This window comes from Paenibacillus sp. 22594 (assembly GCF_052044425.1).
In the GTDB taxonomy this organism is placed as follows: Bacteria; Bacillota; Bacilli; order Paenibacillales; family Paenibacillaceae; genus Paenibacillus_AQ.
Genome location: NZ_JBQENA010000005.1, coordinates 79,484 through 101,048 on the forward strand (window position 1 = coordinate 79,484; position 21,565 = coordinate 101,048).

Consider the following 21,565-nt stretch of genomic DNA (forward strand, 5'->3'; position numbering starts at 1 on the left):
GAAGGGCTTAACCAGCCAATTTAATTTCCCATACTTTCAGCAATGGATTTACCTGCTTGCAACTCAGCTTCAAAAGCACTTCTATACTGACTAATGACATCAGTACTATACCCATTAGCTTTCAATTGTTGTTCTGCATCAGCCACAATACTATTAAAACTGGCTGTAAATGAAGACAGTTGTTCAAGACCCTTGTTCTTAATGCTAGTTTTGCTTGCATCATCTTTGGCCGCTAGATACTCAAAGGCAATACTCATCAAGGTTGACTGACTTTGATTTTTCAATGCATTAAGCTTAGCTTCTGTTGCACTTGTTATATCTTCATAAGAAAGTTTCCCGGAAGTTGAGCCACCAGCCTGTGTTGGAGTTATAGTACTTGCTCCCTGGCCTGCATTACCTGCTGTATTCCCTTCACTCACTTGTTCTTGGTAGGACTTGGATGCAGCCGAAATAACTTTCGCTTTCTGATCCCAGCTGATTACATTACCTACTGATTCTGAAAGGAAGCGAAGAGGCACATATAATGCTCCATTTAAGATATAACTAGATTGGTTAGCAGGCAGACTTTTATCAACTCCATCAAATACAAAGTTTGCCTTCACCGAAGTTAAGGTTACAGGTTTAGAAGTATAAAAGGTCGCGTTAGTATTCGCTACATTCATAATGTAATCTTTCATTACAACCAGCTCAGAACCGTTTGGTTCACCTACCGTAACCTTGAGATTCTTAGCATCCCAGGTTACGCTCTTTTGCAGTGCATAAGACATAAATCTTACGGGGACATAAGTCGTATTGTTATGAATAAATACCAGTTGGCCGGGAGGTGGCACCATACTTACACCATCAAATATCATTCTGACATTCATATTTTGAACCTTAATAGTGTTAGTTGTTGATGCTGCGGTAACAGCTACTGATGCAGCTGATGCAGATAGAGGTGCCGAAGCCGTCAATGGAGCAGCCCCGATTGATAAGAGGAGCAGTAGAGCTGCTGCAGGAATTTTGACTTTACTCATTGCTGTTCACTTCCTTCTTCCAAAGCTTTTTCTTCTGCTAACACTTGCTTTTGTGTTTTGCCTTCGCTAACACCATATTTCTTGGCAATCTTTGAAAGTTCATTATATTGTTCTTCTGACACCTTACCAAGGATAATACTGCGCGCTTCGCGTTTCTCATCGAGGGTTAAACCTCCAGAAGCCAACTCCTGCAACCGTTTGATATCCGAGATACTTAGCTGGCTCATTACAATAGATGCCACATCCGCTTTTTCTTTAACCGTAACATTCTCTTGTATTTGCTTAGCTTTATCAGTAGATACTTGGGCTGAATATCCATTTGGATTTTTGTCTTTGGTAGGAGGTACTGTATTGGTTGGCTGAGTCGTTGGTGCAGCAATGGATTGAGTTGATTTTGAAACAGCTTGCTGACTTGGAATCGTGGAAGCTTCTTCTGTAGCTGTCGGTTTTGCACTCTCCGAGACAACGCCTGGTGTAGGTTCAGCAGTTGCGGTCTCTAATGGAGCAGCTTCATTACTTACAGGTGCAGAAGTTGGATCTGTAATTGCAGCTTGATCAGCAATTGGAGTAGTATCTTCAGACTCCAAGTCCAAGCCTCCAGCCATTGAACTCATCAGTCTATCTACTGCATAATTAGCAGTAAATAATCCTCCAACCGCTAATACAATAACTACCGACAGAGACCATACCAGTATTCTCTTCCATCTCTTGTTGAACATAAGTAATCCTCCGTAACGTATTTGTTAGCTAATCGCGGCTTGGGCGACAGGCTGCATCGGAACAATCTGATTGATCACTTCACGGATCGCACTTGGTTCCTCCGTCAAGACGCGCTCTAAGCGTTTGAATTCCAGTTCCAGTTGATTCTGACTGATTACATTCGGTTTACCAATGAAAATACGGTCATGCTGGGTAGAGCCAAGATTCTCTTCGTCCGTCAGCAGTTCCTCGTATAATTTCTCCCCTTCTCTTATACCAGAGAAGGTTATATCGATATCTGTATAGGGTTCATATCCAGACAATGTAATTAAATCTTCTGCCAATGTAAGAATCTTAACAGGCGCACCCATATCTAGCACGAATACTTCTCCACCCTTAGCAAACGATCCAGATTGAATGACCAACTGAACCGCCTCAGGAATCGTCATGAAATAACGTACCATCTCTGGATGCGTAACTGTAACCGGCCCACCTGCAGCTATCTGCTTCTTGAACGCCGGGATTACACTGCCACGGCTACCTAATACATTTCCGAATCGTACAGCAGAGAATTTAGTCTGGCTCGTGGTGTTCAAGCTCTGTACATACATCTCCGCAATTCGCTTGGTTGCTCCCATAACACTTGTTGGGTTAACAGCCTTGTCTGAGGAAATCATTACAAACCGTTCTGCTCCGAATCGATCCGCACAATCCGCTACATTCCGGGTTCCGAATACGTTATTCTTGATGGCTTCAGATGGATTGCGCTCCATCAAGGGAACGTGCTTATGTGCTGCCGCATGAAAGACAACATGCGGTCTGTAGCTGCGGAATACATCCATCATCCGATTGCGGTCCTGAACATCTGCGATTACCGTGATAATCTCCAGCTCGGGAAAGCTCTGGCGCAGCTCCATCTCAATTGTATAAATGCTATTCTCACCATGTCCTAGCAGCAATAGCTTGTCTGGAGCAAATGGAGATACTTGCCGGCATAACTCCGAACCGATCGAACCTCCTGCACCGGTAACCATAACCGTCTTCTTATGTACGTAACCGAGGATGCCGTTCAGATCAGCAATGATCGGTTCCCGTCCAAGCAAATCTTCTACACTGACATCCCTTAGTTTCTTAACGGATATCTTACCAGCGATCAGATCGTTCAGAGCCGGAATGATCTTCAGTTTGGCTCCGGTTGTCTTAGCCAGATTAATAATATCCGAAATTTCCGTTCTGGACACTGACGGCATAGCAATGATAATCTCATGAATATCTTTCTCTTTGACAAGCCGGGGAATATCATATCTGTTGCCCAATACAGGCAGCCCAAGGATCGACATATGGTATTTGTTCTGATTGTCATCGATGAACCCAATTAACTTGGTCTGAGCAAAAGAAGGCCCCATCATTTCCTTGGCGATGAGCATCCCGCAATCCCCGGCACCTACGATGAGGGCGTGTGTCTCGGTATCTTTGGAATTCATCCGTTCATAGCGAAAGAATCTCCATAGAAAACGGGTACCGCCTACCAACACTAGGATGGTTTCCATGGTCCGAATACCCACCCCAAAAGGAACACGTGCAGGTAGAATTAACAACGCGATAGCATAAGAGATTACCACACCTACCACAATAGCCTTAAGTATGGATACAATTTCTCCGATACTCGCATATTGCCACATCCGCCGATATAGACCGAAATAGACCAAGCTAGCACCTATAGCAATGGTCGAGATCAGCCCGAACTGGAGCATTTGTACCATATACTCATGAGGAATGCCGTCATAGAACCTGAACATATACGATGTTGTGATACTGAACCAGATGATAACCAGATCGATGAGGAATAACATGAATACCCTGGATTTCGCTGTCATTTTTAGTGCCTCCAAAAATAACAAATTTCTTTATACTTGAATGTCAATTCCCATAGTAATAGTAATAATATCCTTCACTGGCTTTACGCTTTACATTGTTCAATACAACACCGAGCATCTTCGCACCCACACGATCAAGATTGGCCTTAGCCTTGACAGCGATTTCCCGCTTCACCTTGCCATAGCTGACCACCATAATGACCCCGTCACTCTTGGAAGCGACAATTTGCGCATCCGTAACAGCCAAGAGCGGCGGAGTATCAAACAAAATCATATCATAGCGTTGACGCAGTTCCTCCAGTACAGCACTCATCCGGTTGGAGGACATCATTTCTGCCGGATTAGGGGGAATTGGACCTGATGTCATAATGAAGAGGTTAGTCACACCTGACTCCTGGACAACTTCTTCCAGATCAGCTTGCTGTGACAGTAACGAAGACAATCCAAAGCGATTGCTTAACGAAAACGTCTTATGAGCCGTCGGTTTACGCATATCCCCATCGATTAACAGTACTTTCTTATCTGCTTGGGCATAGGCCGCTGCAAGGTTAGCCGTGACTGTTGATTTCCCTTCTTCAGGGCCAGACGAGGTAACCATAATAATCTGAATCTGCTTATCAACCGATGAGAAGTCAATATTCGTACGCAGTGCCCGGAACGCTTCCGATACGGGTGAACGCGGATTCGTCACTGTAATCAGATGGCGTTGTTTACTTGGCTGCTGTGACATGTTCGAGTTCCCCTGCCTTTCTGGTCAGCGTCTGAGCTTGAGATTCAGTTGCTTTGGTCTCTTCTTGTCCAAGTCTGGTAATCATCGCGATTGTTGGCAGACCCAAATATTTCTCAATATCTTCTTCTGTCTTCAAGGTATCATCCATATATTCCAGCAAGAAGGCGATACCCAGACCAATCATCAAAGAAACAATGAATGCAATGGCCAGATTCATTACCACATTAGGTTCTACAGGTCCAGGAGCTACCGGAGGATCAACCTTGGCTTCGTTCAGTATGGATACGTTCTGTACATTGAACAAAGATGGAATCTCCTGTTTGAACACAAGTGAAATGGCATTCACGATTTCAGCGGCTCTCTGGTACGAATTATCTCGAACGACAAGTGTCATCACCTGCGTATTATTGACGGAACTCACGTTGACCTTCTTGAGCAAATCTTCCGCAGTAACATTGAATTGCGGGTAGTTCTTGGCTACGACATCCAATATAGCTGGTGTCTTGATAATTTCCTTGTACGTATTAATCAACTGAATATTAGTGTTGATCTGATTCAGATCAAGCTGCCCTACCGTAGACTGCGTAGGCGTCTGATTGACGATAATTTTGGTCGAAGCTTCATATACCGGATTCTTGATATACAAGCTGTACACTCCGGCAAGAATACAAACTACAACCACGATGCTTACAATCATCCACAGTCTCTTCCTGACAATCTGGAAATAATCGCGAAGATCCAATTCTTGTGCTGACAAGTGAAATTCCCTCCAAGCTGATTCTGTAATATTTCATCCTATACACAATGAACTTGTGAATCCGGTACGCGTTCAACACTAAAGTTTCAATCCATTACCTTAATGCCAACAAAAACACCTCAGTTTATCTATAACCTAAAAGATGTAGGCGTACTTAGTCTCTTATTCGCAAGTTCAGTGTATATAAGCTAAAAAAGTGCCCCCTCTCACCTATACGAGAGGAGGCTCTCCACTTGCTTATTGTTGATTCTTACTTGAAGTTAATTGTACGATAGATGATTACAGCTGCTTCTGCACGGGTAGCTGTGTTGTTCGGGTTGAACTTACCAGCATTGCCGATTACCAGGTTGTGGCTGGCTGCAAAGGCTACTCCGTCTTTCAGGGAAGCTGCGATCTTCGCTGCATCCGAGAATTTAGTCAGCGACGAAGCATCTCCTGCAGTAGCTGCAGAGTTAACCGACTTAACGGCACGGGCAATCATAGTTGCCATTTCAGCACGGGTAATTGTAGCATTCGGATCGAACTGGGAAGCACTACGGCCAGTTACGATACCCTTCTCAGCAGCAACCGCTACATAAGGAGCGTACCAAGCTGTGGAAGCTACATCGTTGAAGCTTTCAGTTGCTGTGCTGTTCTCCAGGTTCAGAGCACGAATCAGCATCTTCGAGAATTCAGCGCGGGTAACATTGCTCTTCGGAGCGAACTTGCTGGCACCAACACCTTCAATTGCGCCTTTAGCAGCTACAACTTGAATTTGTCTTCCTGCCCATGCTTGTACACTTGCAATGTCGCTGAAGTTCACTTTGTTCTCCAGTACTGCATAAGAAGAGAAGGTATCACGTGGTTCAACGATGAAATCACCGTCAACTACGCCACCTTGGAATTGAAGTTCTTTGTAAACGATCTTGGTTACGGACAGCAATTCCTTGTCGAGGGAAGCTGCATTCGCCAAAGGAAGCTTAATAGTCAAAGGCTGTTTGAACGTTGTTGTCTTTACGCCACCAACAGTCAGATCGAAAGTGTAGACTTTCGAAGCCAATTTCAAGCTTGTCAATGAAGTTACTGTAGTGTCAGCTTCATTCGTAACCGTCAATGTCACTGCATCGCTGAACTGGGATACCGGAATCGTAACAGTCAAGCCATTGAAGGTTACTGCAATGTTAGCAATGCCTTTTGCCTTAGCCGCTTCAATGATAGCTTTGGACAGTGGAACTTCTACAACCTTAGCATTGACCGTTCCCAGATCCAGTGTCAGAGTCAAGCCAGTCTTGCCAGGGTTCGCAGCAAGCAATGCATCGAATGCCTTCAGAACATCAGCATCAACCAGCTTCAGGGTTGCTTTGTCGCCAACAACGCTTACCAGTGCGGACACATTATACACACCAGCTGATGTAGTTGGAGTTGTTCCACCGATAACTCCACCGCCAGTGCTGCCGCCACCAGGGTTAGTAGTAGTTAACGGATAAGCGCGCAGGTAAGCCATAGCAAGGGCTTGTGCTGCTTTCTTAGCAGATTTGATTTCTGTATTCACATTCTCAAAAGTCTGTACGAGGTCATCAGCAGAGATATGCAGGTTGTAAACGGCATCACTTACTGTCAACGCTCCAACACCAGTCTTATGGTTGAGAACCTTGTAGACCGCATCCTTAACCAGCGTCTTCTGTGAAGCAGGATCAGCAATGATGTTGATCAGATCTGCGCTGGACTTGTTGCCCAGCAATGTGCGCAATTCTGCTTCCACACCGTTAGATGCAAAGAAGAAATCCAAAATGTCGTCAAAGCTAAGACTTTGAACTTTTGCCTGGGTTGCAATTTTGTTGAACAATGCAACATTGTCGGCATCATTACGAATACCTTTCAGAACGTCGAAATCATTAGCATACACATCATATACTACGCTGGATACGCTCTTGAACAGTTTCAAGGAAGTCGCTTTATCTTGAGTAGTCAGTTGAAGCTTGCCAAGCACTGGAGCAAAAATTTGCTCGAACTTAGGCTGGGTAAGACTAGCAACTTCATTTGAATAATTTTTCAGATAAGTTGCTTCGGTTACGGTAAGGTTGCTATAGATTGCCTTAATCTTAGCCTTAACTGCATCGTGGCCAACTTCTGCTGCTGCTGCTGTTCCTACAAGACCTAAATGCTGGGCCAAACCTGTACTGCTGAACGGGAAACCTGCAAAAGATGCTGCTGCCATGCTAACTGCTAATGATGATACTGCCAGTTTCTTCTTCAAAGTCACTTTTCATCCACCTCTTTGTATGTAGTTATAATTCTAGTACTACTGCTACTGCTAGTGTAGATAGAGTAGCAACCCTAAGTCTACACTATTCTGATAAAAAATAACAATAACCCAGTAATCCCCATTCTACCATTAAAATCTAGCGAGGTCACTACTTACGAGAAAAAAATCCGAACAATTTTTGAAATTTGGTGTGAGATGGAGTAGATTCTACCCGAATAATCTCCTCATTGTCGATAATATTTTGCGAATTTTGACGAAAAAAGTCGGATGATGTTTTTCCTAATTCTTTGGTCAAAACTTCATAGGCCTCGCTCAGGCCAAAAGGACGGTGCCGGTTATCGTGTGCGTCGGAGGCAATCATATGTACAGCATTCTTCCGGCACAGGTCCAGCGACAGCTTCTGCAGCTTGCTTCCGAAGGTTCCGGCCAGACTCTGGGCAGTCAACTGTCCCAGTGCACCGAGCTCTATTAATCTAATAAGTCTGGAAGGATCGGCGGCAACCTCGGCATTGCGCTCTGGATGGGCAATGACCGGCACGAAGCCTTGAATAATCAGCTCATGACAAGTCTCCTCCATCGTGCGGGGTACGCGCGAAGAAGGCATTTCCAGCAAAATATACCGTGAACCTGCCAGCGTCAGGAGCTCACCTTTCTCCAGGTCATTCAGCAGTTCACTATAGAGGCGTATCTCTTGACCGGGAAGGACCTGCAGCTGATAACCGGCCTGCCGGAGTCTTTCATTCAACTGCGCAACAGCTTGTCCAATATTCTGAGCGGGGTTCATATACACTCCGTTGGCATGGTGAGGCGTGGCAACAACAGTGGAGATCCCATCCTTCTCAGCGTCCTGTGCCATGGCAAGAGCAGACTCCCAATCAGCAGCCCCGTCGTCCATGAAGGGTAGAATGTGGCAATGGATATCTATCATATACTTTTTATCGGCCCCTCTCGTTCGTATAGTTATAGATTGCTCAAAAAAATACAACCATTTCACTAGGAAATGATTGCTAGTTCCTGACTCTTAATTGTCATCTATGCTTCTAATTCAAACAGCTTTCGGGTCACATGTGCAAGTCTTTGGTCAATCTCGTGAATCTCTTCATCCTTATATAATTGATTACGTTGATCCAGTAAACGATCAATCGTCACACGCAGGCTCTCTATCTCCCGCTCAATCGCATCGGATTTGTAGAGACGCATCATCTCCACCAGCGAGTGCTTGTGCTGGTAGACCAGCTTGCTGCCCAGTGGGGTAACTTCAGAGATTTTACGGACCGAACCGCTCTCGTACACATAGACCATGGTGAAGCCCTGATATATTCGATTTACTGTTCCGCTCCCCTTGTAGGTAACGAACAGCTTGCGGATTGCGTTGTTCAGATGCGGGTTCACAATGGTACAGGACAGGGCGCATACATAGATGCTGCCTCTTTGCTGGAAGGATAAATGAACCTCCTCGCCCCCCGCCTCCTCCAGGACGATCTCCTGTTCTCCGCCGCCCAGAATTTTCACCCGGTGGCTGATGAAGGAGGTATCGGCAGTAAGCAGAAATTGTTTCATCTGAAATTCCGTCATTTGCAAAGTCGCCTTCACATATTCTGTAGCCAATCTCTGAGCCATGACCATCCCTCAATTCTGTGTAACAGCCTTTAGCATGATTATACAATGAAGAGCCGCGGGTTTCTCATCAGGAGGAACAGGATATACGCCGATAATTCATCTTATAGCGGGAGAAAAGGATAAGAGCCACACATTACATATGTATTCCTCACTATTCTGTGAGTAATACGCGCTGATCCTATAGATTACGCATCACACAGCTAACCTCTAGGCTTCGGAGGGTTCATCCGGCTGTGGTTCATTTCCACCCTCTTCAATCTCCGGGTCAGCTAACGACACCTCTTCAGAGGCCTGATTATAGCGGTCTATAAGCTCCCACAATTCATCCTTGCCAAGTCCGATCTCCGAGGAAAAAGAAATGAAATTATCTCCCGGCAGCACACCAAGCTCCTGCTTCATGATCTTGATATGCTTGGGCCAGCGGGTCTTGGGAATCTTGTCTGCTTTGGTTGCCACTACGCATAACGGCAGGTCATAATGCTTCAACCAGTCGAACATCATCTTATCATTGCCGGTAGGCGGATGACGGAGGTCCACAATAAGCAGAACAAGCTTCAGCGTGTCACGCTCGGCCATATATTTCTCGACCATTTTGCCCCATGAGGCGCGCTGCGTCTTGGAGACCTTCGCATAACCGTAGCCAGGAAAATCGACAAAATACATGCTCTCATTCACACGATAATAGTTCATATGCTGCGTCTTGCCCGGTGTAGAGCTGGTGCGGGCCAGATTCTTGCGGTTAATCATACGGTTGATAAGGGAAGACTTCCCGACGTTGGAGCGCCCTGCCAGAGCAATCTCCGGCAAGGCGTCAACAGGGTATTGATCAGGGCCAACGGCGCTGATGATAAATTCGGCATTGTTAACTTTCATAGGACTTCCTTTCTAATGCACACTACTCGGCGCTTCACTGCTGATTTCGTTGTGGTGCTCGACAAGCGCATGCTTCAGCACCTGATCCATGTGGGAGACCGGCACGAATTCCACATCGCTGCGGACGCTCTCAGGGATCTCTTTCAGGTCGCGCTCGTTGTCTTTTGGCAGAAGGATTTTTTTGTAACCGGCACGGTGGGCGGCCAGCGACTTCTCCTTCAATCCGCCAATCGGCAGAACCCGTCCGCGTAGCGTAATTTCACCTGTCATCGCCACATCCTTAGAGACATAACGTTTCGTGAGTGCGGAGATCAGAGCCGTAGCAATGGTGATCCCTGCAGACGGGCCATCCTTGGGAATGGCGCCTTCGGGAATGTGAATGTGAATATCGTTCTTCTCGTGAAAATCGGGCGCTAGTCCCAACTCCTCTGCCTTGGAACGTGTGTAGCTGAAGGCGGCCTGCGCCGATTCCTTCATCACATCGCCCAGCTGTCCGGTCAGGGTCAGCTTGCCGGTCCCCTGAACTACCGTGACTTCGATCAGAAGTGTATCGCCGCCAACCTCCGTCCAAGCCAGTCCGGTAACCGTACCGATCTGATCCTCCAGCTCCGCCATTCCGTAGCGGTACTTCGAGGCGCCCAGATAATCCTTGATCTCTGCCGGAAGAATGCTAACCTGCTCCTTCTCACCGGATACAATCTGCTTCGCGGCCTTGCGGCACAACGCGGCAATTTGCTGTTCCAGATTACGCACCCCGGATTCCCGGGTATACTCGCGGACAATCTTCAGCAAGGTGTCATCTTCAATAGACAGCTGCGTATCCTCCAGACCGTGGTTCTCGCGCTGCTTCGGCAGCAGGTAGCGGCTGGCAATCTGCAGCTTCTCCAGTTCCGTATAGCCAGGAATGTATAACATCTCCATCCGGTCCAGCAGCGGACGTGGAATATTATGCACGGTATTGGCTGTCGTCACGAACATGACATTCGACAGATCAAACGGCAATTCGACAAAATGATCGCTGAACGTGTTGTTCTGTTCCGGATCCAGTACTTCGAGCAGTGCTGCCGAAGGATCGCCGCGGAAATCTGCCGCCATCTTATCGATCTCATCCAGCAGGAATACAGGATTGATGCTGCCTGCAGTCTTCATTCCTTGAATGATCCGTCCCGGCATTGCTCCGACATAGGTGCGTCTATGCCCACGGATCTCGGCTTCGTCACGCACGCCTCCCAGAGAGATGCGTACGAACTTGCGGTTCAGCGAACGGGCGATGGAACGCGCGAGCGAGGTTTTGCCGACGCCCGGAGGACCTACCAGACAGAGAATTGGACCCTTCAGCTTCTTGACCAGCTTCTGTACGGCCAAATACTCCAGCACACGCTCTTTCGGCTTCTCCAGACCATAATGGTCCGCATCCAGCACCTGCTCCGCCTTCAGGATATCCAGATCATCTTCCGTTGACTCGCTCCACGGCAGACTCAACAGCATATCGACATAATTACGGATCACTCCGCCTTCAGCTGAGCTTGCCGGCATTTTCTCGAGCCGGTCGATCTCCTTCTCAATCTTTTCCTGCACGCGTTCGGGCAGCTGCTTCTCTTCCATCTGACTGCGTAATTCCTCGGCTTCGCCTGCCCGGCCTTCTTTATCCCCAAGCTCCTTCTGGATGGCTTTCATCTGCTCGCGGAGATAATATTCCTTCTGGGTCTTCTCCATCTGCTTCTTCACCCGCTGGTTGATCTTGCGCTCCAGCTCCAGCACTTCACGCTCATTGTTGAGGATATCAAGCAGCTTCTCCAGACGTTTGCTGACATCGATCGTCTCCAGGATCTCCTGCTTATCCTTTATCTTCAGCGCCAAGTGGCTCGTAATGACATCCGCAAGCCGGCCCGGCTCTTCGATATCGGAGACAGCGGCCAGTGTTTCTGGAGTGACTTTTTTGGAGAGAGTGATGTAATGCTCGAACTGGTTCAGCACGGTACGCATCAAGGCATCACTCTGCTGATCCACATCCTCTTCCTCCGGAAGCACTCGGGCCATGACCTCGTAATACTCCTCATTATCCGTATAGTGAATAATTTCGGCGCGCTCCACACCCTCCACCAGCACACGGATCGTACCGTTGGGAAGCTTCAGCATTTGCCGCACATTAGCGACTGTACCCACCCGAAAAATATCTTCTTGTCCCGGCTCCTCAATATTCACTTCCGACTGCGAGCAGAGGAGAATCAGGTTATCTTCAACCATAGCTTTTTCCAGCGCCCGAACTGACTTCTCGCGTCCCACATCCAAGTGAAGAACCATGCTGGGATATACAAGAAGACCTCTAAGCGGCAATAAAGGAAAACGACGACCTTTGGATTTGCTTTGTATCATCGCTTTCGCACCTCCCATGGTTCTCAAGTAGTGTCATATGTTTCATTCTAACAAAAGCGGCATCAAAACACCAACAGGATGCACAACGCTGCAGCTTCCAGCTAAGCCAATCCGCGCCGCCAGACCTGATTTATTATTCGCTACTTCTACCCTGAATATGTCCGCTCTGTCCTCATACAAGTGGAAACGGCTTCGCCGTCCTTTTAAGGACGGTATCCGTTTCAGCGAGAAATAGAAGGATGATTTTTAGCGTGAAACATATAAATCTTTATATTTCAAAAAGCAGGCCTCTGACACACATCGCTTTGTGTGAAAAAGGCCTGCTGGATATTCCCTGGCAGTCCCACTGAAGAGGACTGGGCTGTAGGGTTCCCCTCGTTCAGAGGATCAGCCCTTCGCACTGTCACCACTGGCATCTGCTTTTAACAGCGATGGTGATGCGGAGAAGGTCTCCCCTGACACTGCCGGCAGGCGCACATCCGCCGTTTCAGCACCGAATAAGTGACGAAAAACCTCTTCAACCGTATCCATTGGTATTACTCTTAGCGGTGCAAGGTCGGCAAACAGCGACTGCCAGTTCTCTTTTGGAATCAATACAGTAGTGGCTCCCGCCTGAAAAGCTGCTTCAACCTTGGCAATCACTCCGCCTACCGGCTTCACCCGACCATGAATACCAATCTCACCGGTGATGGCTACTGTGTTGTCCACTGGCAGGTGCCGGATCGCAGAAACTATAGCCACAGCCATCGCCACCCCGGCAGAAGGACCGTCAATCGGTGTTCCCCCTGGGAAGTTAACATGAATATCATAACGGTCAGGCTCCAGATTCATCGTCCGGAGAACCGTCAGCACATTATCCACGGAGCCCTTGGCCATGCTCTTGCGCCGGATGGTTCGTGAACCACCGCGGGTCTCTTCTTCGTCTACTACTCCGGTCACGTTAATTCTGCCTTGCCCGTTCTTGGCCGGTGCTGCCGATACCTCGATCTCCAGCAATGTCCCCATGCCCGGCCCGTATACCGCAAGACCATTGACCAGCCCAATCTGAGGCGAGGATGGAATCTTTCTTTCGGTTCGCATAGGCAGTTGACTGCTGCTGGCCACCCATTCCACTTCTGACGCACTCAGCGTATCCCGACCTTCTGTTAACGCAAGTCCTGCGGCCAGTTGGATCATGTTCACCGCCTCACGTCCATTAGTGGCATATTGCTGCACCACCTCAATGGCTTCGGGACTTGGCTTCAGCCCAATCTTCTGGATCGCATCACGTCCGATGATAGCAATCTCCTCCGGCAGCAGCGGCCGGAAATAGATCTCCATGCAGCGGGAACGCAGCGCTGGTGAAATTTCATCCGGTGAGCGCGTGGTAGCACCGACCAGCCGGAAATCGGCCGGCAGGCCATTTTGAAAAATATCATGGATATACGCAGGAGTATTGCTGTCCTCGGAATTGTAATAAGCACTCTCGAGCAGCACCTTGCGGTCCTCCAGCACCTTAAGCAGCTTGTTCATCTGAATCGGATGCAGCTCGCCGATCTCATCCAGGAACAGAATCCCGCCATGCGCCTTGGTAACTGCCCCCGGCTTGGGCTGCGGCACACCGGCCACCCCCATGGCCCCGGCCCCTTGATAAATCGGGTCATGCACCGAGCCAATAAGCGGATCAGCAATCCCTCGTTCATCAAAACGGGCGGTGGTAGCATCAATCTCCGTAAATTTCGCATCACTTTTGAAGGGGGAGAGCGCATTTTTCTTCGCTTCCTCCATTACCACACGCGCAGCCGCAGTCTTGCCGACACCTGGCGGCCCATAAATAATGACATGCTGCGGATTGGCACTGCACAAGGCAGCCTTCAGTGCGCGTAAGCCGTCCTTTTGTCCGACAATATCACCAATGCTGGCCGGGCGCGTCTTCTCCGATAGCGGCTTGGTTAGGGAGATCATCCGCATTTTCCGCAGCTTGTCGAGCTCCTTGCGCGATTCGCGGTCCACCGCCGTTTTATTGGTCTTCTGTCCCCGCAGCAGATTCCAAAAATAAACGCCGATGACCAGCGCGAAAAAGAGCTGCACGATCATCAGCAATATACTTAATTCCATAGGTCATCCTCCTGTTCGCTACAGTCTATCTGTCCTGTATTTGGTTACTACTAGGTAGTATAGCCTTTTCAGTCATTCGTAAACGCCCATAAAGGGATTTCTGAAAGAATAACGAAACAGTGCTGGCTCGATTGGAAGGTTGTATCTTTCGGGAGGACAAGAGCGTGATGATGTGGCTTGGCTGCGGCTGAGGACATTCTGCTTTTATGTAAGGGTTGGAGCTGTGCTGATGAGATGTGTGGACGAGCTGTGCGATTGATCTATAAGGTTGAGCTAGCCGAGCGTTCTACGTACATCTCTTATCACTTAGAGGGAAATCCGCCCTATAATTTGACGGATTCCCCTACGCTTGAGCGAATAGAGGGATTTACACCCTGTAATTTCTAACTGTTAGTCAAAAACAGAACTTTCTTAGAGATTAACGGGCGTCATTCCCTCTAATGGCCTAAAAACACTCATTTCGTCTAATTTAGAGGGAGAAAATCCCTATATTCTACTCCTTTCCGAGTATAGATTTACTCCGTTCAGATCATAGGCCTTCTGTCATCAACAAAGCTTAAGAGCTTGGATCATAACAACTCAATCCCAATAATCCAGAACACTACGCGCCAGCTCATACCGCACCTTTCGGATTCCAGCTCCATGCGTGACCGGATTCAGCCAGCCCTTTTCGCAAAGTCTGTTCAGTGTATTCCGCGCTGTTTTGGGGTCCAATGTAAAATATTGAGCAACATCCCGCGGCCGCACTGAACCCGATTGACGAATCACATACCGTATTATTTCCCTCTCAGCAAGCAGAGCTTTATCTACTGGTACAACCGCGGTCATATATCTGCTTAGCACCATGCGTAACAAGGTAATGCACAACTCAGGACGCCGCTCGACATCATCGTAGGCAAATGACAGCACCTGGTAGCCCATGGCACACAGAAAAGTCTCTCGATTCAATTCATTGCTGTACTTTTGCCTATCCATCTCTTTGACGTGGGACGCATAGCCTTTGATCTCAAAAAGTAATTTCACCGGCCCCGGCAGAAAGGCAAAGTCGGCAAAATAAGACCGCCCTCGCCAATCCATGACCTCGTATTCTGGATGCAGCTCGCTAAAATTGCCACGAATCGGCCACCAAACGTTCCGCAAAAACAATGCTTCCGCGTGTTGATGCCCCCTCTCCAGTCTTCCTCTCCGTTCCCCGGAACGACTGGAAAGGTGACGCTGAATAAACTCCTCGTTCACTCGCTCATAGTCCATATTGTTCCTCCTACTCAAATAAAAACGTCCCCTCCCGCCACCGGATGATCCGGGGCATGAGGGGACGTTCTTCGTCACCAGATTTGTATGCAAATCACAAATGGATGGAATTAATAATAAGTTCCGAATCGATCACTGTTCTGAGTTGCCCACTTGCACGGTTGGAGCCAGTCCTGCATGCTTACGGCCCGGAATTTCACCGGTTTCTTCAAAATGAACGACAATGGCGTCAATTTCCTTCTTGAGCTCCGATACCAGATCCGCTTCAGGAACCTTCCGAATCATCTGGCCGTAGCGGAACAGCAGACCTTCTCCGCGTGCACCCGCAATCCCAATGTCCGCTTCACGAGCTTCACCCGGGCCGTTAACCGCACAGCCTAGCACAGACACCTTGATCGGCACCTTGAGCTTGGAGATATACTCTTCCACTTCATTAGCGATAGAGAAGAGGTCAATGTCCAGCCGTCCGCAGGTTGGGCAGGAAATCAGTGTTGGAGCGTTGGAGATCAGACCGAAGGTCTTGAGCAGTTCACGGGCTACCTTCACCTCTTCAACCGGATCGGCACTGAGCGAGATCCGCACGGTACTGCCGATACCCATAGAGAGCAGCGCACCAATACCCGCTGAGCTCTTCACAGTACCGGCAAACAATGTGCCCGACTCGGTAATCCCAAGATGAAGCGGGTAGGGAATGACCTCCGCTGCTTTGCGGTAAGCTTCGATCGCCATCGGCACATCGGAAGCTTTGAGAGATACGATGATATCATGAAAATCGAGTTCTTCCAGGATTCCGATATGATACAGGGCACTCTCCACCATTGCATCAGGAGTCGGATAGCCGTATTTCTCGAGGAGATGGCTCTCCAGAGAACCGGCATTGACACCGATACGGATCGGAATACCTTTATCCTTACAGGCCTTGACTACAGCTTCGACTTTGTCGCGCCGGCCAATGTTCCCCGGATTGATGCGAACCTTGTCTATGCCGTTCTCAATCGCAAGCAGAGCCAGCTTATAGTTAAAATGAATATCCGCTACCAACGGGATGTGAATCCGTTGCTTAATCTCCTTGATTGCAGCCGCAGCTTCTTCATTGTTGACCGTCACGCGCACAAGCTGACAGCCCGCTTCCTCCAGCCGCAGGATCTCGGCTACAGTTGCTTCAACATCAGCTGTTTTGGTTGTACACATGCTTTGAATAGCAACCTCGTTGTTTCCCCCAATAATTACCCCGCCGACATTGACGGGACGGGTCTGGTGTCTCAAGAACATGGTTTTCTCCCCCCATAACGATCAAAGCTCCACCCTCCCCGCGCCATACAGGCGGTTGTAAGGTGGAGACAATGACTTGTATTGTAAATCACTTGTATGGATAAGGAAGGCGCTTAGGCGCTTTCCTCTTTTTTCTTGTCTTTCTTCAGGCTCAGCTCAGGTAGTGACTTCTCCTGTACAACCTGCTCGGTAATGACACAGTCTTTGATGTCATCACGTGAAGGAACCTCATACATTACATCAAGCATAATGCTCTCAATAATGGCACGCAGTCCACGGGCTCCCGTGTTGCGTTTGATGGCTTCCTTGGCGATAGCTTCCAGAGCGAGCGGCTCAAACTTGAGTGCTACATTGTCCATCTCCAGGAGCTTGATATACTGCTTGGTGAGAGCATTCTTCGGTTCGGACAGAATGCGAACCAATGTGTTCTCGTCAAGCGGCTCCAAAGTCGAGATAACTGGCAAACGGCCGACAAACTCAGGAATCAGACCGAACTTAAGAAGATCTTCCGGCAATACCATAGACAGATATTCGCCGGTCTTCAGATCTTTCTGACCTTCAACCGCTGCGTTGAAGCCGATGACTTTTTTGCCGATACGACGTTTGATCATTTGTTCCAGGCCGTCAAAAGCACCACCCACGATGAACAGAATGTTCGTGGTATCGATCTGGATAAATTCCTGATGCGGATGCTTGCGTCCACCTTGTGGAGGAACAGAAGCTACAGTACCTTCAAGAATCTTCAGCAAGGCCTGCTGTACACCTTCACCGGAAACGTCACGGGTAATGGACGGATTCTCCGATTTACGTGCTACTTTATCAATTTCATCAATATAGATAATGCCTCGTTCTGCTTTTTCCACATCGTAATCGGCAGCCTGAATCAGCTTGAGCAGGATATTCTCGACATCCTCACCGACATACCCCGCTTCCGTGAGGGAAGTGGCATCTGCGATAGCAAAAGGAACATTAATAATCTTAGCCATAGTCTGCGCCAAAAGTGTCTTACCGGATCCTGTTGGACCGAGAAGAAGAATATTGCTCTTCGTCAGTTCAACATCTTCGATCTTGCTCTGGCTGTTGACACGCTTGTAGTGATTATACACGGCAACGGAGAGAGATTTCTTCGCTTGCTCCTGGCCAATGACGTATTGATCAAGAATGTCACGGATTTCCTTCGGTTTCGGAATATCCTTCAGATCCAGCTCTTCCTCATGACCGAGCTCCTCTTCCACGATTTCCGTGCACAGCTCGATGCATTCGTCACATATATAAACGCCCGGTCCTGCTACAAGCTTGCGAACCTGCTCTTGAGATTTGCCGCAAAAAGAACATTTCAATTGCCCTTTTTCATCATTAAATTTAAACATCTAACCACCCCTTTAAGATTTGATCGGTGAAGAGAGTACCTGGTCAATAAGCCCGTATTCCTTCGCTTCTTCCGCGCTCATGAAGTTATCGCGGTCTGTATCCCGTTCGATTTTTTCAAGGGGTTGACCTGTGCGATCCACATATATTTGATTCAATTTCTGTCTCGTTTTGAGAATCCAGTCGGTATGAATCCAAATATCGGATGCCTGCCCTTGAACGCCGCCGAGCGGTTGGTGAATCATCACTTCGCTGTTAGTCAGCGCGTATCTTTTGCCTGGAGCCCCTGCCGTAAGCAGCAGCGATCCCATGCTTGCCGCCATGCCCACGCAGATCGTCGAGACATCCGGTTTGATGTATTGCATCGTATCATATATACCCATGCCGGCTGTCACAGAACCACCGGGCGAGTTGAGGTACAGGTGAATGTCTTTTTCGGGGTCATCTGCTGCCAGGAACAGCAATTGGGCAATGACCAGATTGGCGACATCATCGTCAATCGCACTGCTTAGGAAGATAATGCGGTCCTTCAGCAATCTGGAATAGATATCGTATGACCGTTCTCCCCGACTTGTTGATTCCACAACCATTGGTACCAGACTCATGCCACCAACCTCTTTTCTCTGTACAGATTAGTCTTTCCGTTTCAAAAATATTTTAACACGTTCAAGGCGCTATGTCATTTTTTCACTGCTGCAGATATCGCATTGTTCATGTGCATGCCATTATAGCGCAAATCCCATGAGAATGCCAATTCCTATGACTGTGATTATGTATTCGATATTTACCTCCGCCGATAAAAATAAGGCACGTAACAGAAATTACGCGCCTTATCTATGTTTATGGAGGCCGCCTTGCTTGGCCGTTCTAGTTGGAATGCAGTTCTCGAAAATGATTACTCAGCGCTAGCTTCTTCTTTTGCAGCTTCTTCTACTACTGGAGCTTCAACTTCAACACTGTTTTCTACGAGGAAATCAATAGTCTTGCGCAGCGAAATTTCATCGTTCAAGCTGCTCAGGGAACCATTGGCCGCCAAGATGCTGCGGATTTCTTCAGGAGTACGTTTGAAGGATTCCGCCATGGAAGCGAGTTCTGCTGTTACTTCTTCTTCAGAAACCTCAATGTTCTCAGCCTTCGCGATTACTTCCAGCACCAGGTTGTTGCGCACGCGTTTTTCGGCGTCGCCCTTCATCTGAAGCTCAAGATCTTCACGAGTCTGGCCGGAGAAGCTAAGGAACATGTCCATGTTCATGCCTTGCTGACGAAGACGGTTATCAAAATCGCGAACCATGTTCGCTACTTCACTTGCGATCATAGCATCAGGAATTTCAACATCAGCATTTGCTGCTGCTGCGTCAACTACCGCAGTTTCACGAACGCCTTTGAGTTCTTCCTGTTTGCGGGATTCCAGCTGTGCCTTCAGATCTGCCTTGTATTCTTCAAGGGTATCAAATTCACTTACATCCTTAGCGAATTCATCGTCCAGGGCAGGAAGCTGTTTGCGTTTGATTTCATGCAGCTTCACTTTGAATACTGCTGCTTTGCCAGCAAGGTTCTCAGCATGGTAAGCCTCAGGGAATGTTACTTCAACATCTTTGAAGTCTCCAGTGGACATACCTACTACTTGTTCTTCGAATCCTGGAATGAAGGAATTGCTTCCCAGTTCCAGCGAATGACGCTCAGCCTGACCGCCTTCGAATTGCACGCCATCTACAGATCCGTCAAAGTCGATCACAGTGATATCGCCGTTAGCTGCTGGTGCGTCTTCCACAACAACAAGCTCAGCGTGACGCTCTTGCAGACGTTTCAGTTCAGCATCCAGCTCTTCTTCAGTAACTTCTGCCTTCTGAACTGGAACTTCTACGCCTTTGTACTGGCCCAAAGTTACTTCAGGCTTCACTGTAACTTTTGCTTTGAAGATGAACGGCTGGCCTTTGGCGAACTGCTCGATGTCGACTTCAGGACGGTCAACAGGGAAGATGTCGGTTTCTTCAACCGCTTCACCGTAAGCTTCAGGAAGAAGAATGTCGATGGCATCCTGATACAGGCTTTCTACACCGAAACGGGATTCAAAAATCGGCCGTGGCACTTTACCTTTACGGAAACCAGGTACGTTTGCTTTCTTAACTACTTTATTAAAAGCTTTGTCGAGCGCTGCAGCTACACGTTCTGCTTCTACTTCGACTTCAAGAACTCCAAGGTTCTTCTCTATTTTTTCCCAGGTTGCTTTCATATTATACTTTTCCCTCCAAAAATAGGTTACATGTTTTCTTAAAAATTATCACGCAATTCACGCACAGAATAACCATTATATTATATACAACATTGCTCTATTTATCAAGTAGAGAACTCTTTACAAATCCTTTGAGAGAGCGGTATGCCCCTTCGAATTGAAAGCGCATGCTGCCTGTGATCCCGTACATGGCCCGCGTTTCCTCCTCCTGACGGGTTCCGTTCAGGCTTTCGGACACCATCTGATGCAGCGTACCTGCCCAAATATCAAGCTGCGCGTCCTCCCCCTCAAGAAGCTTACGGTATTCATCTGAACCATAAATTGACATCATGAACTGACCCCACAGCTCCTGGGCAAAATAATACAGTGTCGGCTCATGCACTTCCGCCTGCTCAGCTACCCGTTCCAGCACCTGGGTCACCTGAGGCGGGAATTCTTCATTGGCCAGCGGCACCGTTTCGATCTCAATATAGGACATCTCACCAGAGCGCAGCAACCCGATGATACCTTGCGCTCCGCGTCGGCGGAGTGTCTGCAGGGTCCTGAACTGCAGGAGCGGATGAACCGCCGTCTGCTCCAGCCAGCCGGTAAGCGACTCGTCAATGTGACCACCTTCGAGATAGGACAATTGCTCCAGCGCGAGAATCGTTGCCTCCGACAAAGGCTCGTGCATTACCTTTTGCAGCAGTTTATTAGGATAATCTGCGTCCTCTTCAAGCTTGGATTTGGCCAGTATCCGGGCCATGTCTTCTTCCTTCAGATCCTGTTCGCCTGCAGAGTTCTCCGTGTTGTCATCTCCGTTATGAGCTGCATAGGGGAAGGCTGCCTCCAGCCATTCCAAAAGTGACTGCCATTCCTCGTAGTGCCGCTCTTCCTGTCCCTGGCATTGCAGCAGAAACCGCAGAAGTTCCATCGCTTCCCCGTAACGTTCACTCTCCAGCATTACCGTCAACTGAATCTGATAATAATCCAACGTCTTCGGAAACAGCACGATATTCTCTTTGGCGGGGGAATTCGAATGATTAATGAGGGCACCTCCTTTTCTCCGAACCATGATCAATTGTAGATTATAGCATATCCCACTGCCGTTTCAAAAAAACAAGTTGAAAAAGTTATCTATATATGATAACATAATTTTTGCTTGCTTTTCA

The 21,565-nt window shown here is 48.1% G+C and carries 18 protein-coding genes; 1 reads left to right on the forward strand and 17 read right to left on the reverse strand.

Features of this window, described 5'->3' with window-relative positions:
- Positions 1-20: 20 nt before the first annotated feature.
- The 10 genes from ACTJKB_RS17645 to lon form a co-directional block, all read right to left on the reverse strand.
- Complete coding sequence (locus ACTJKB_RS17645) at positions 21-1,016, reverse strand: copper amine oxidase N-terminal domain-containing protein (RefSeq protein ID WP_440835724.1); 996 nt, start codon at positions 1,014-1,016, stop codon at positions 21-23.
- Entirely contained in the window at positions 1,013-1,735 is a 723-nt protein-coding gene (locus ACTJKB_RS17650) for a hypothetical protein (protein WP_440835726.1), read from the reverse strand. Before ACTJKB_RS17650 ends, ACTJKB_RS17645 begins: the two co-directional genes overlap by 4 nt.
- A gap of 24 nt (positions 1,736-1,759) precedes the next feature.
- Positions 1,760-3,592: a polysaccharide biosynthesis protein gene (locus tag ACTJKB_RS17655; RefSeq protein WP_440835727.1), complete on the reverse strand. Its 1,833-nt coding sequence runs from the start codon at positions 3,590-3,592 to the stop codon at positions 1,760-1,762.
- A gap of 43 nt (positions 3,593-3,635) precedes the next feature.
- Positions 3,636-4,322: a CpsD/CapB family tyrosine-protein kinase gene (locus ACTJKB_RS17660; RefSeq protein WP_440835728.1), complete on the reverse strand. Its 687-nt coding sequence runs from the start codon at positions 4,320-4,322 to the stop codon at positions 3,636-3,638.
- Entirely contained in the window at positions 4,303-5,079 is a 777-nt protein-coding gene (locus ACTJKB_RS17665; RefSeq protein WP_440835729.1) for a YveK family protein, read from the reverse strand. Before ACTJKB_RS17665 ends, ACTJKB_RS17660 begins: the two co-directional genes overlap by 20 nt.
- A 250-nt stretch (positions 5,080-5,329) precedes the next feature.
- Entirely contained in the window at positions 5,330-7,276 is a 1,947-nt protein-coding gene (locus ACTJKB_RS17670) for an S-layer homology domain-containing protein (protein WP_440835730.1), read from the reverse strand.
- A gap of 196 nt (positions 7,277-7,472) precedes the next feature.
- On the reverse strand, positions 7,473-8,252 hold the full coding sequence (locus ACTJKB_RS17675) for a tyrosine-protein phosphatase (protein ID WP_440835732.1): 780 nt from the start codon (positions 8,250-8,252) through the stop codon (positions 7,473-7,475).
- A gap of 104 nt (positions 8,253-8,356) precedes the next feature.
- Positions 8,357-8,944 carry a non-ribosomal peptide synthetase module gene (locus ACTJKB_RS17680; protein ID WP_440835734.1) on the reverse strand — a complete coding sequence of 196 codons (588 nt, stop codon included), beginning with the start codon at positions 8,942-8,944 and terminating at the stop codon, positions 8,357-8,359.
- 207 nt (positions 8,945-9,151) lie between these two features.
- The gene (gene yihA, locus ACTJKB_RS17685; protein WP_440835736.1) at positions 9,152-9,817 is read right to left on the reverse strand and encodes a ribosome biogenesis GTP-binding protein YihA/YsxC; all 666 of its coding nucleotides are present in this window, start codon (positions 9,815-9,817) and stop codon (positions 9,152-9,154) included.
- Positions 9,818-9,829: 12 nt separating this feature from the next.
- A complete protein-coding gene (gene lon / locus ACTJKB_RS17690) occupies positions 9,830-12,193 on the reverse strand; it encodes an endopeptidase La (RefSeq protein WP_440835738.1) in 2,364 nt (787 codons plus the stop codon).
- Positions 12,194-12,230: 37 nt separating this feature from the next.
- On the opposite strand from lon, the gene ACTJKB_RS17695 reads away from it, so the two are divergent.
- Positions 12,231-12,428: a hypothetical protein gene (locus tag ACTJKB_RS17695; protein ID WP_440835739.1), complete on the forward strand. Its 198-nt coding sequence runs from the start codon at positions 12,231-12,233 to the stop codon at positions 12,426-12,428.
- A gap of 152 nt (positions 12,429-12,580) precedes the next feature.
- On the opposite strand, the gene lonB is transcribed toward ACTJKB_RS17695, so the two are convergent.
- The 7 genes from lonB to ACTJKB_RS17730 all read right to left on the reverse strand — a co-directional run bounded on the left by lonB (position 12,581) and on the right by ACTJKB_RS17730 (position 21,468).
- Positions 12,581-14,290 carry an ATP-dependent protease LonB gene (gene lonB / locus ACTJKB_RS17700; RefSeq protein ID WP_440835740.1) on the reverse strand — a complete coding sequence of 570 codons (1,710 nt, stop codon included), beginning with the start codon at positions 14,288-14,290 and terminating at the stop codon, positions 12,581-12,583.
- A gap of 579 nt (positions 14,291-14,869) precedes the next feature.
- Positions 14,870-15,541, reverse strand: coding sequence for a hypothetical protein (locus ACTJKB_RS17705; protein ID WP_440835741.1), 672 nt, complete (start codon positions 15,539-15,541; stop codon positions 14,870-14,872).
- A gap of 132 nt (positions 15,542-15,673) precedes the next feature.
- Complete coding sequence (ispG, locus tag ACTJKB_RS17710) at positions 15,674-16,813, reverse strand: flavodoxin-dependent (E)-4-hydroxy-3-methylbut-2-enyl-diphosphate synthase (protein ID WP_074111627.1); 1,140 nt, start codon at positions 16,811-16,813, stop codon at positions 15,674-15,676.
- A 113-nt stretch (positions 16,814-16,926) separates the two neighbouring features.
- On the reverse strand, positions 16,927-18,183 hold the full coding sequence (clpX, locus tag ACTJKB_RS17715) for an ATP-dependent protease ATP-binding subunit ClpX (protein ID WP_020430248.1): 1,257 nt from the start codon (positions 18,181-18,183) through the stop codon (positions 16,927-16,929).
- Positions 18,184-18,195: 12 nt separating this feature from the next.
- Positions 18,196-18,786 (reverse strand): ATP-dependent Clp endopeptidase proteolytic subunit ClpP, encoded by a 591-nt coding sequence (gene clpP / locus ACTJKB_RS17720; protein WP_025708435.1) that lies wholly within the window; start codon positions 18,784-18,786, stop codon positions 18,196-18,198.
- A gap of 290 nt (positions 18,787-19,076) precedes the next feature.
- Positions 19,077-20,414 carry a trigger factor gene (gene tig, locus ACTJKB_RS17725; RefSeq protein WP_440835742.1) on the reverse strand — a complete coding sequence of 446 codons (1,338 nt, stop codon included), beginning with the start codon at positions 20,412-20,414 and terminating at the stop codon, positions 19,077-19,079.
- A gap of 97 nt (positions 20,415-20,511) precedes the next feature.
- Positions 20,512-21,468 (reverse strand): hypothetical protein, encoded by a 957-nt coding sequence (locus tag ACTJKB_RS17730; protein ID WP_440835743.1) that lies wholly within the window; start codon positions 21,466-21,468, stop codon positions 20,512-20,514.
- Between the last annotated feature and the right edge of the window lie 97 nt (positions 21,469-21,565).

Coding starts and splice junctions, on each gene's coding strand:
- ACTJKB_RS17645 (WP_440835724.1), bottom strand. CDS start 1,016: ATGAGTAAAGTCAAAATTCCTGCAGCAGCTCTACTGCTCCTCTTATCA.
- ACTJKB_RS17650 (WP_440835726.1), bottom strand. CDS start 1,735: ATGTTCAACAAGAGATGGAAGAGAATACTGGTATGGTCTCTGTCGGTA.
- ACTJKB_RS17655 (WP_440835727.1), bottom strand. CDS start 3,592: ATGACAGCGAAATCCAGGGTATTCATGTTATTCCTCATCGATCTGGTT.
- ACTJKB_RS17660 (WP_440835728.1), bottom strand. CDS start 4,322: ATGTCACAGCAGCCAAGTAAACAACGCCATCTGATTACAGTGACGAAT.
- ACTJKB_RS17670 (WP_440835730.1), bottom strand. CDS start 7,276: ATGGCAGCAGCATCTTTTGCAGGTTTCCCGTTCAGCAGTACAGGTTTG.
- ACTJKB_RS17675 (WP_440835732.1), bottom strand. CDS start 8,252: ATGATAGATATCCATTGCCACATTCTACCCTTCATGGACGACGGGGCT.
- ACTJKB_RS17680 (WP_440835734.1), bottom strand. CDS start 8,944: ATGGCTCAGAGATTGGCTACAGAATATGTGAAGGCGACTTTGCAAATG.
- yihA (WP_440835736.1), bottom strand. CDS start 9,817: ATGAAAGTTAACAATGCCGAATTTATCATCAGCGCCGTTGGCCCTGAT.
- lon (WP_440835738.1), bottom strand. CDS start 12,193: ATGATACAAAGCAAATCCAAAGGTCGTCGTTTTCCTTTATTGCCGCTT.
- ACTJKB_RS17695 (WP_440835739.1), top strand. CDS start 12,231: ATGTTTCATTCTAACAAAAGCGGCATCAAAACACCAACAGGATGCACA.
- lonB (WP_440835740.1), bottom strand. CDS start 14,290: ATGGAATTAAGTATATTGCTGATGATCGTGCAGCTCTTTTTCGCGCTG.
- ACTJKB_RS17705 (WP_440835741.1), bottom strand. CDS start 15,541: ATGGACTATGAGCGAGTGAACGAGGAGTTTATTCAGCGTCACCTTTCC.
- ispG (WP_074111627.1), bottom strand. CDS start 16,813: ATGTTCTTGAGACACCAGACCCGTCCCGTCAATGTCGGCGGGGTAATT.
- clpX (WP_020430248.1), bottom strand. CDS start 18,183: ATGTTTAAATTTAATGATGAAAAAGGGCAATTGAAATGTTCTTTTTGC.
- clpP (WP_025708435.1), bottom strand. CDS start 18,786: ATGAGTCTGGTACCAATGGTTGTGGAATCAACAAGTCGGGGAGAACGG.
- tig (WP_440835742.1), bottom strand. CDS start 20,414: ATGAAAGCAACCTGGGAAAAAATAGAGAAGAACCTTGGAGTTCTTGAA.
- ACTJKB_RS17730 (WP_440835743.1), bottom strand. CDS start 21,468: ATGGTTCGGAGAAAAGGAGGTGCCCTCATTAATCATTCGAATTCCCCC.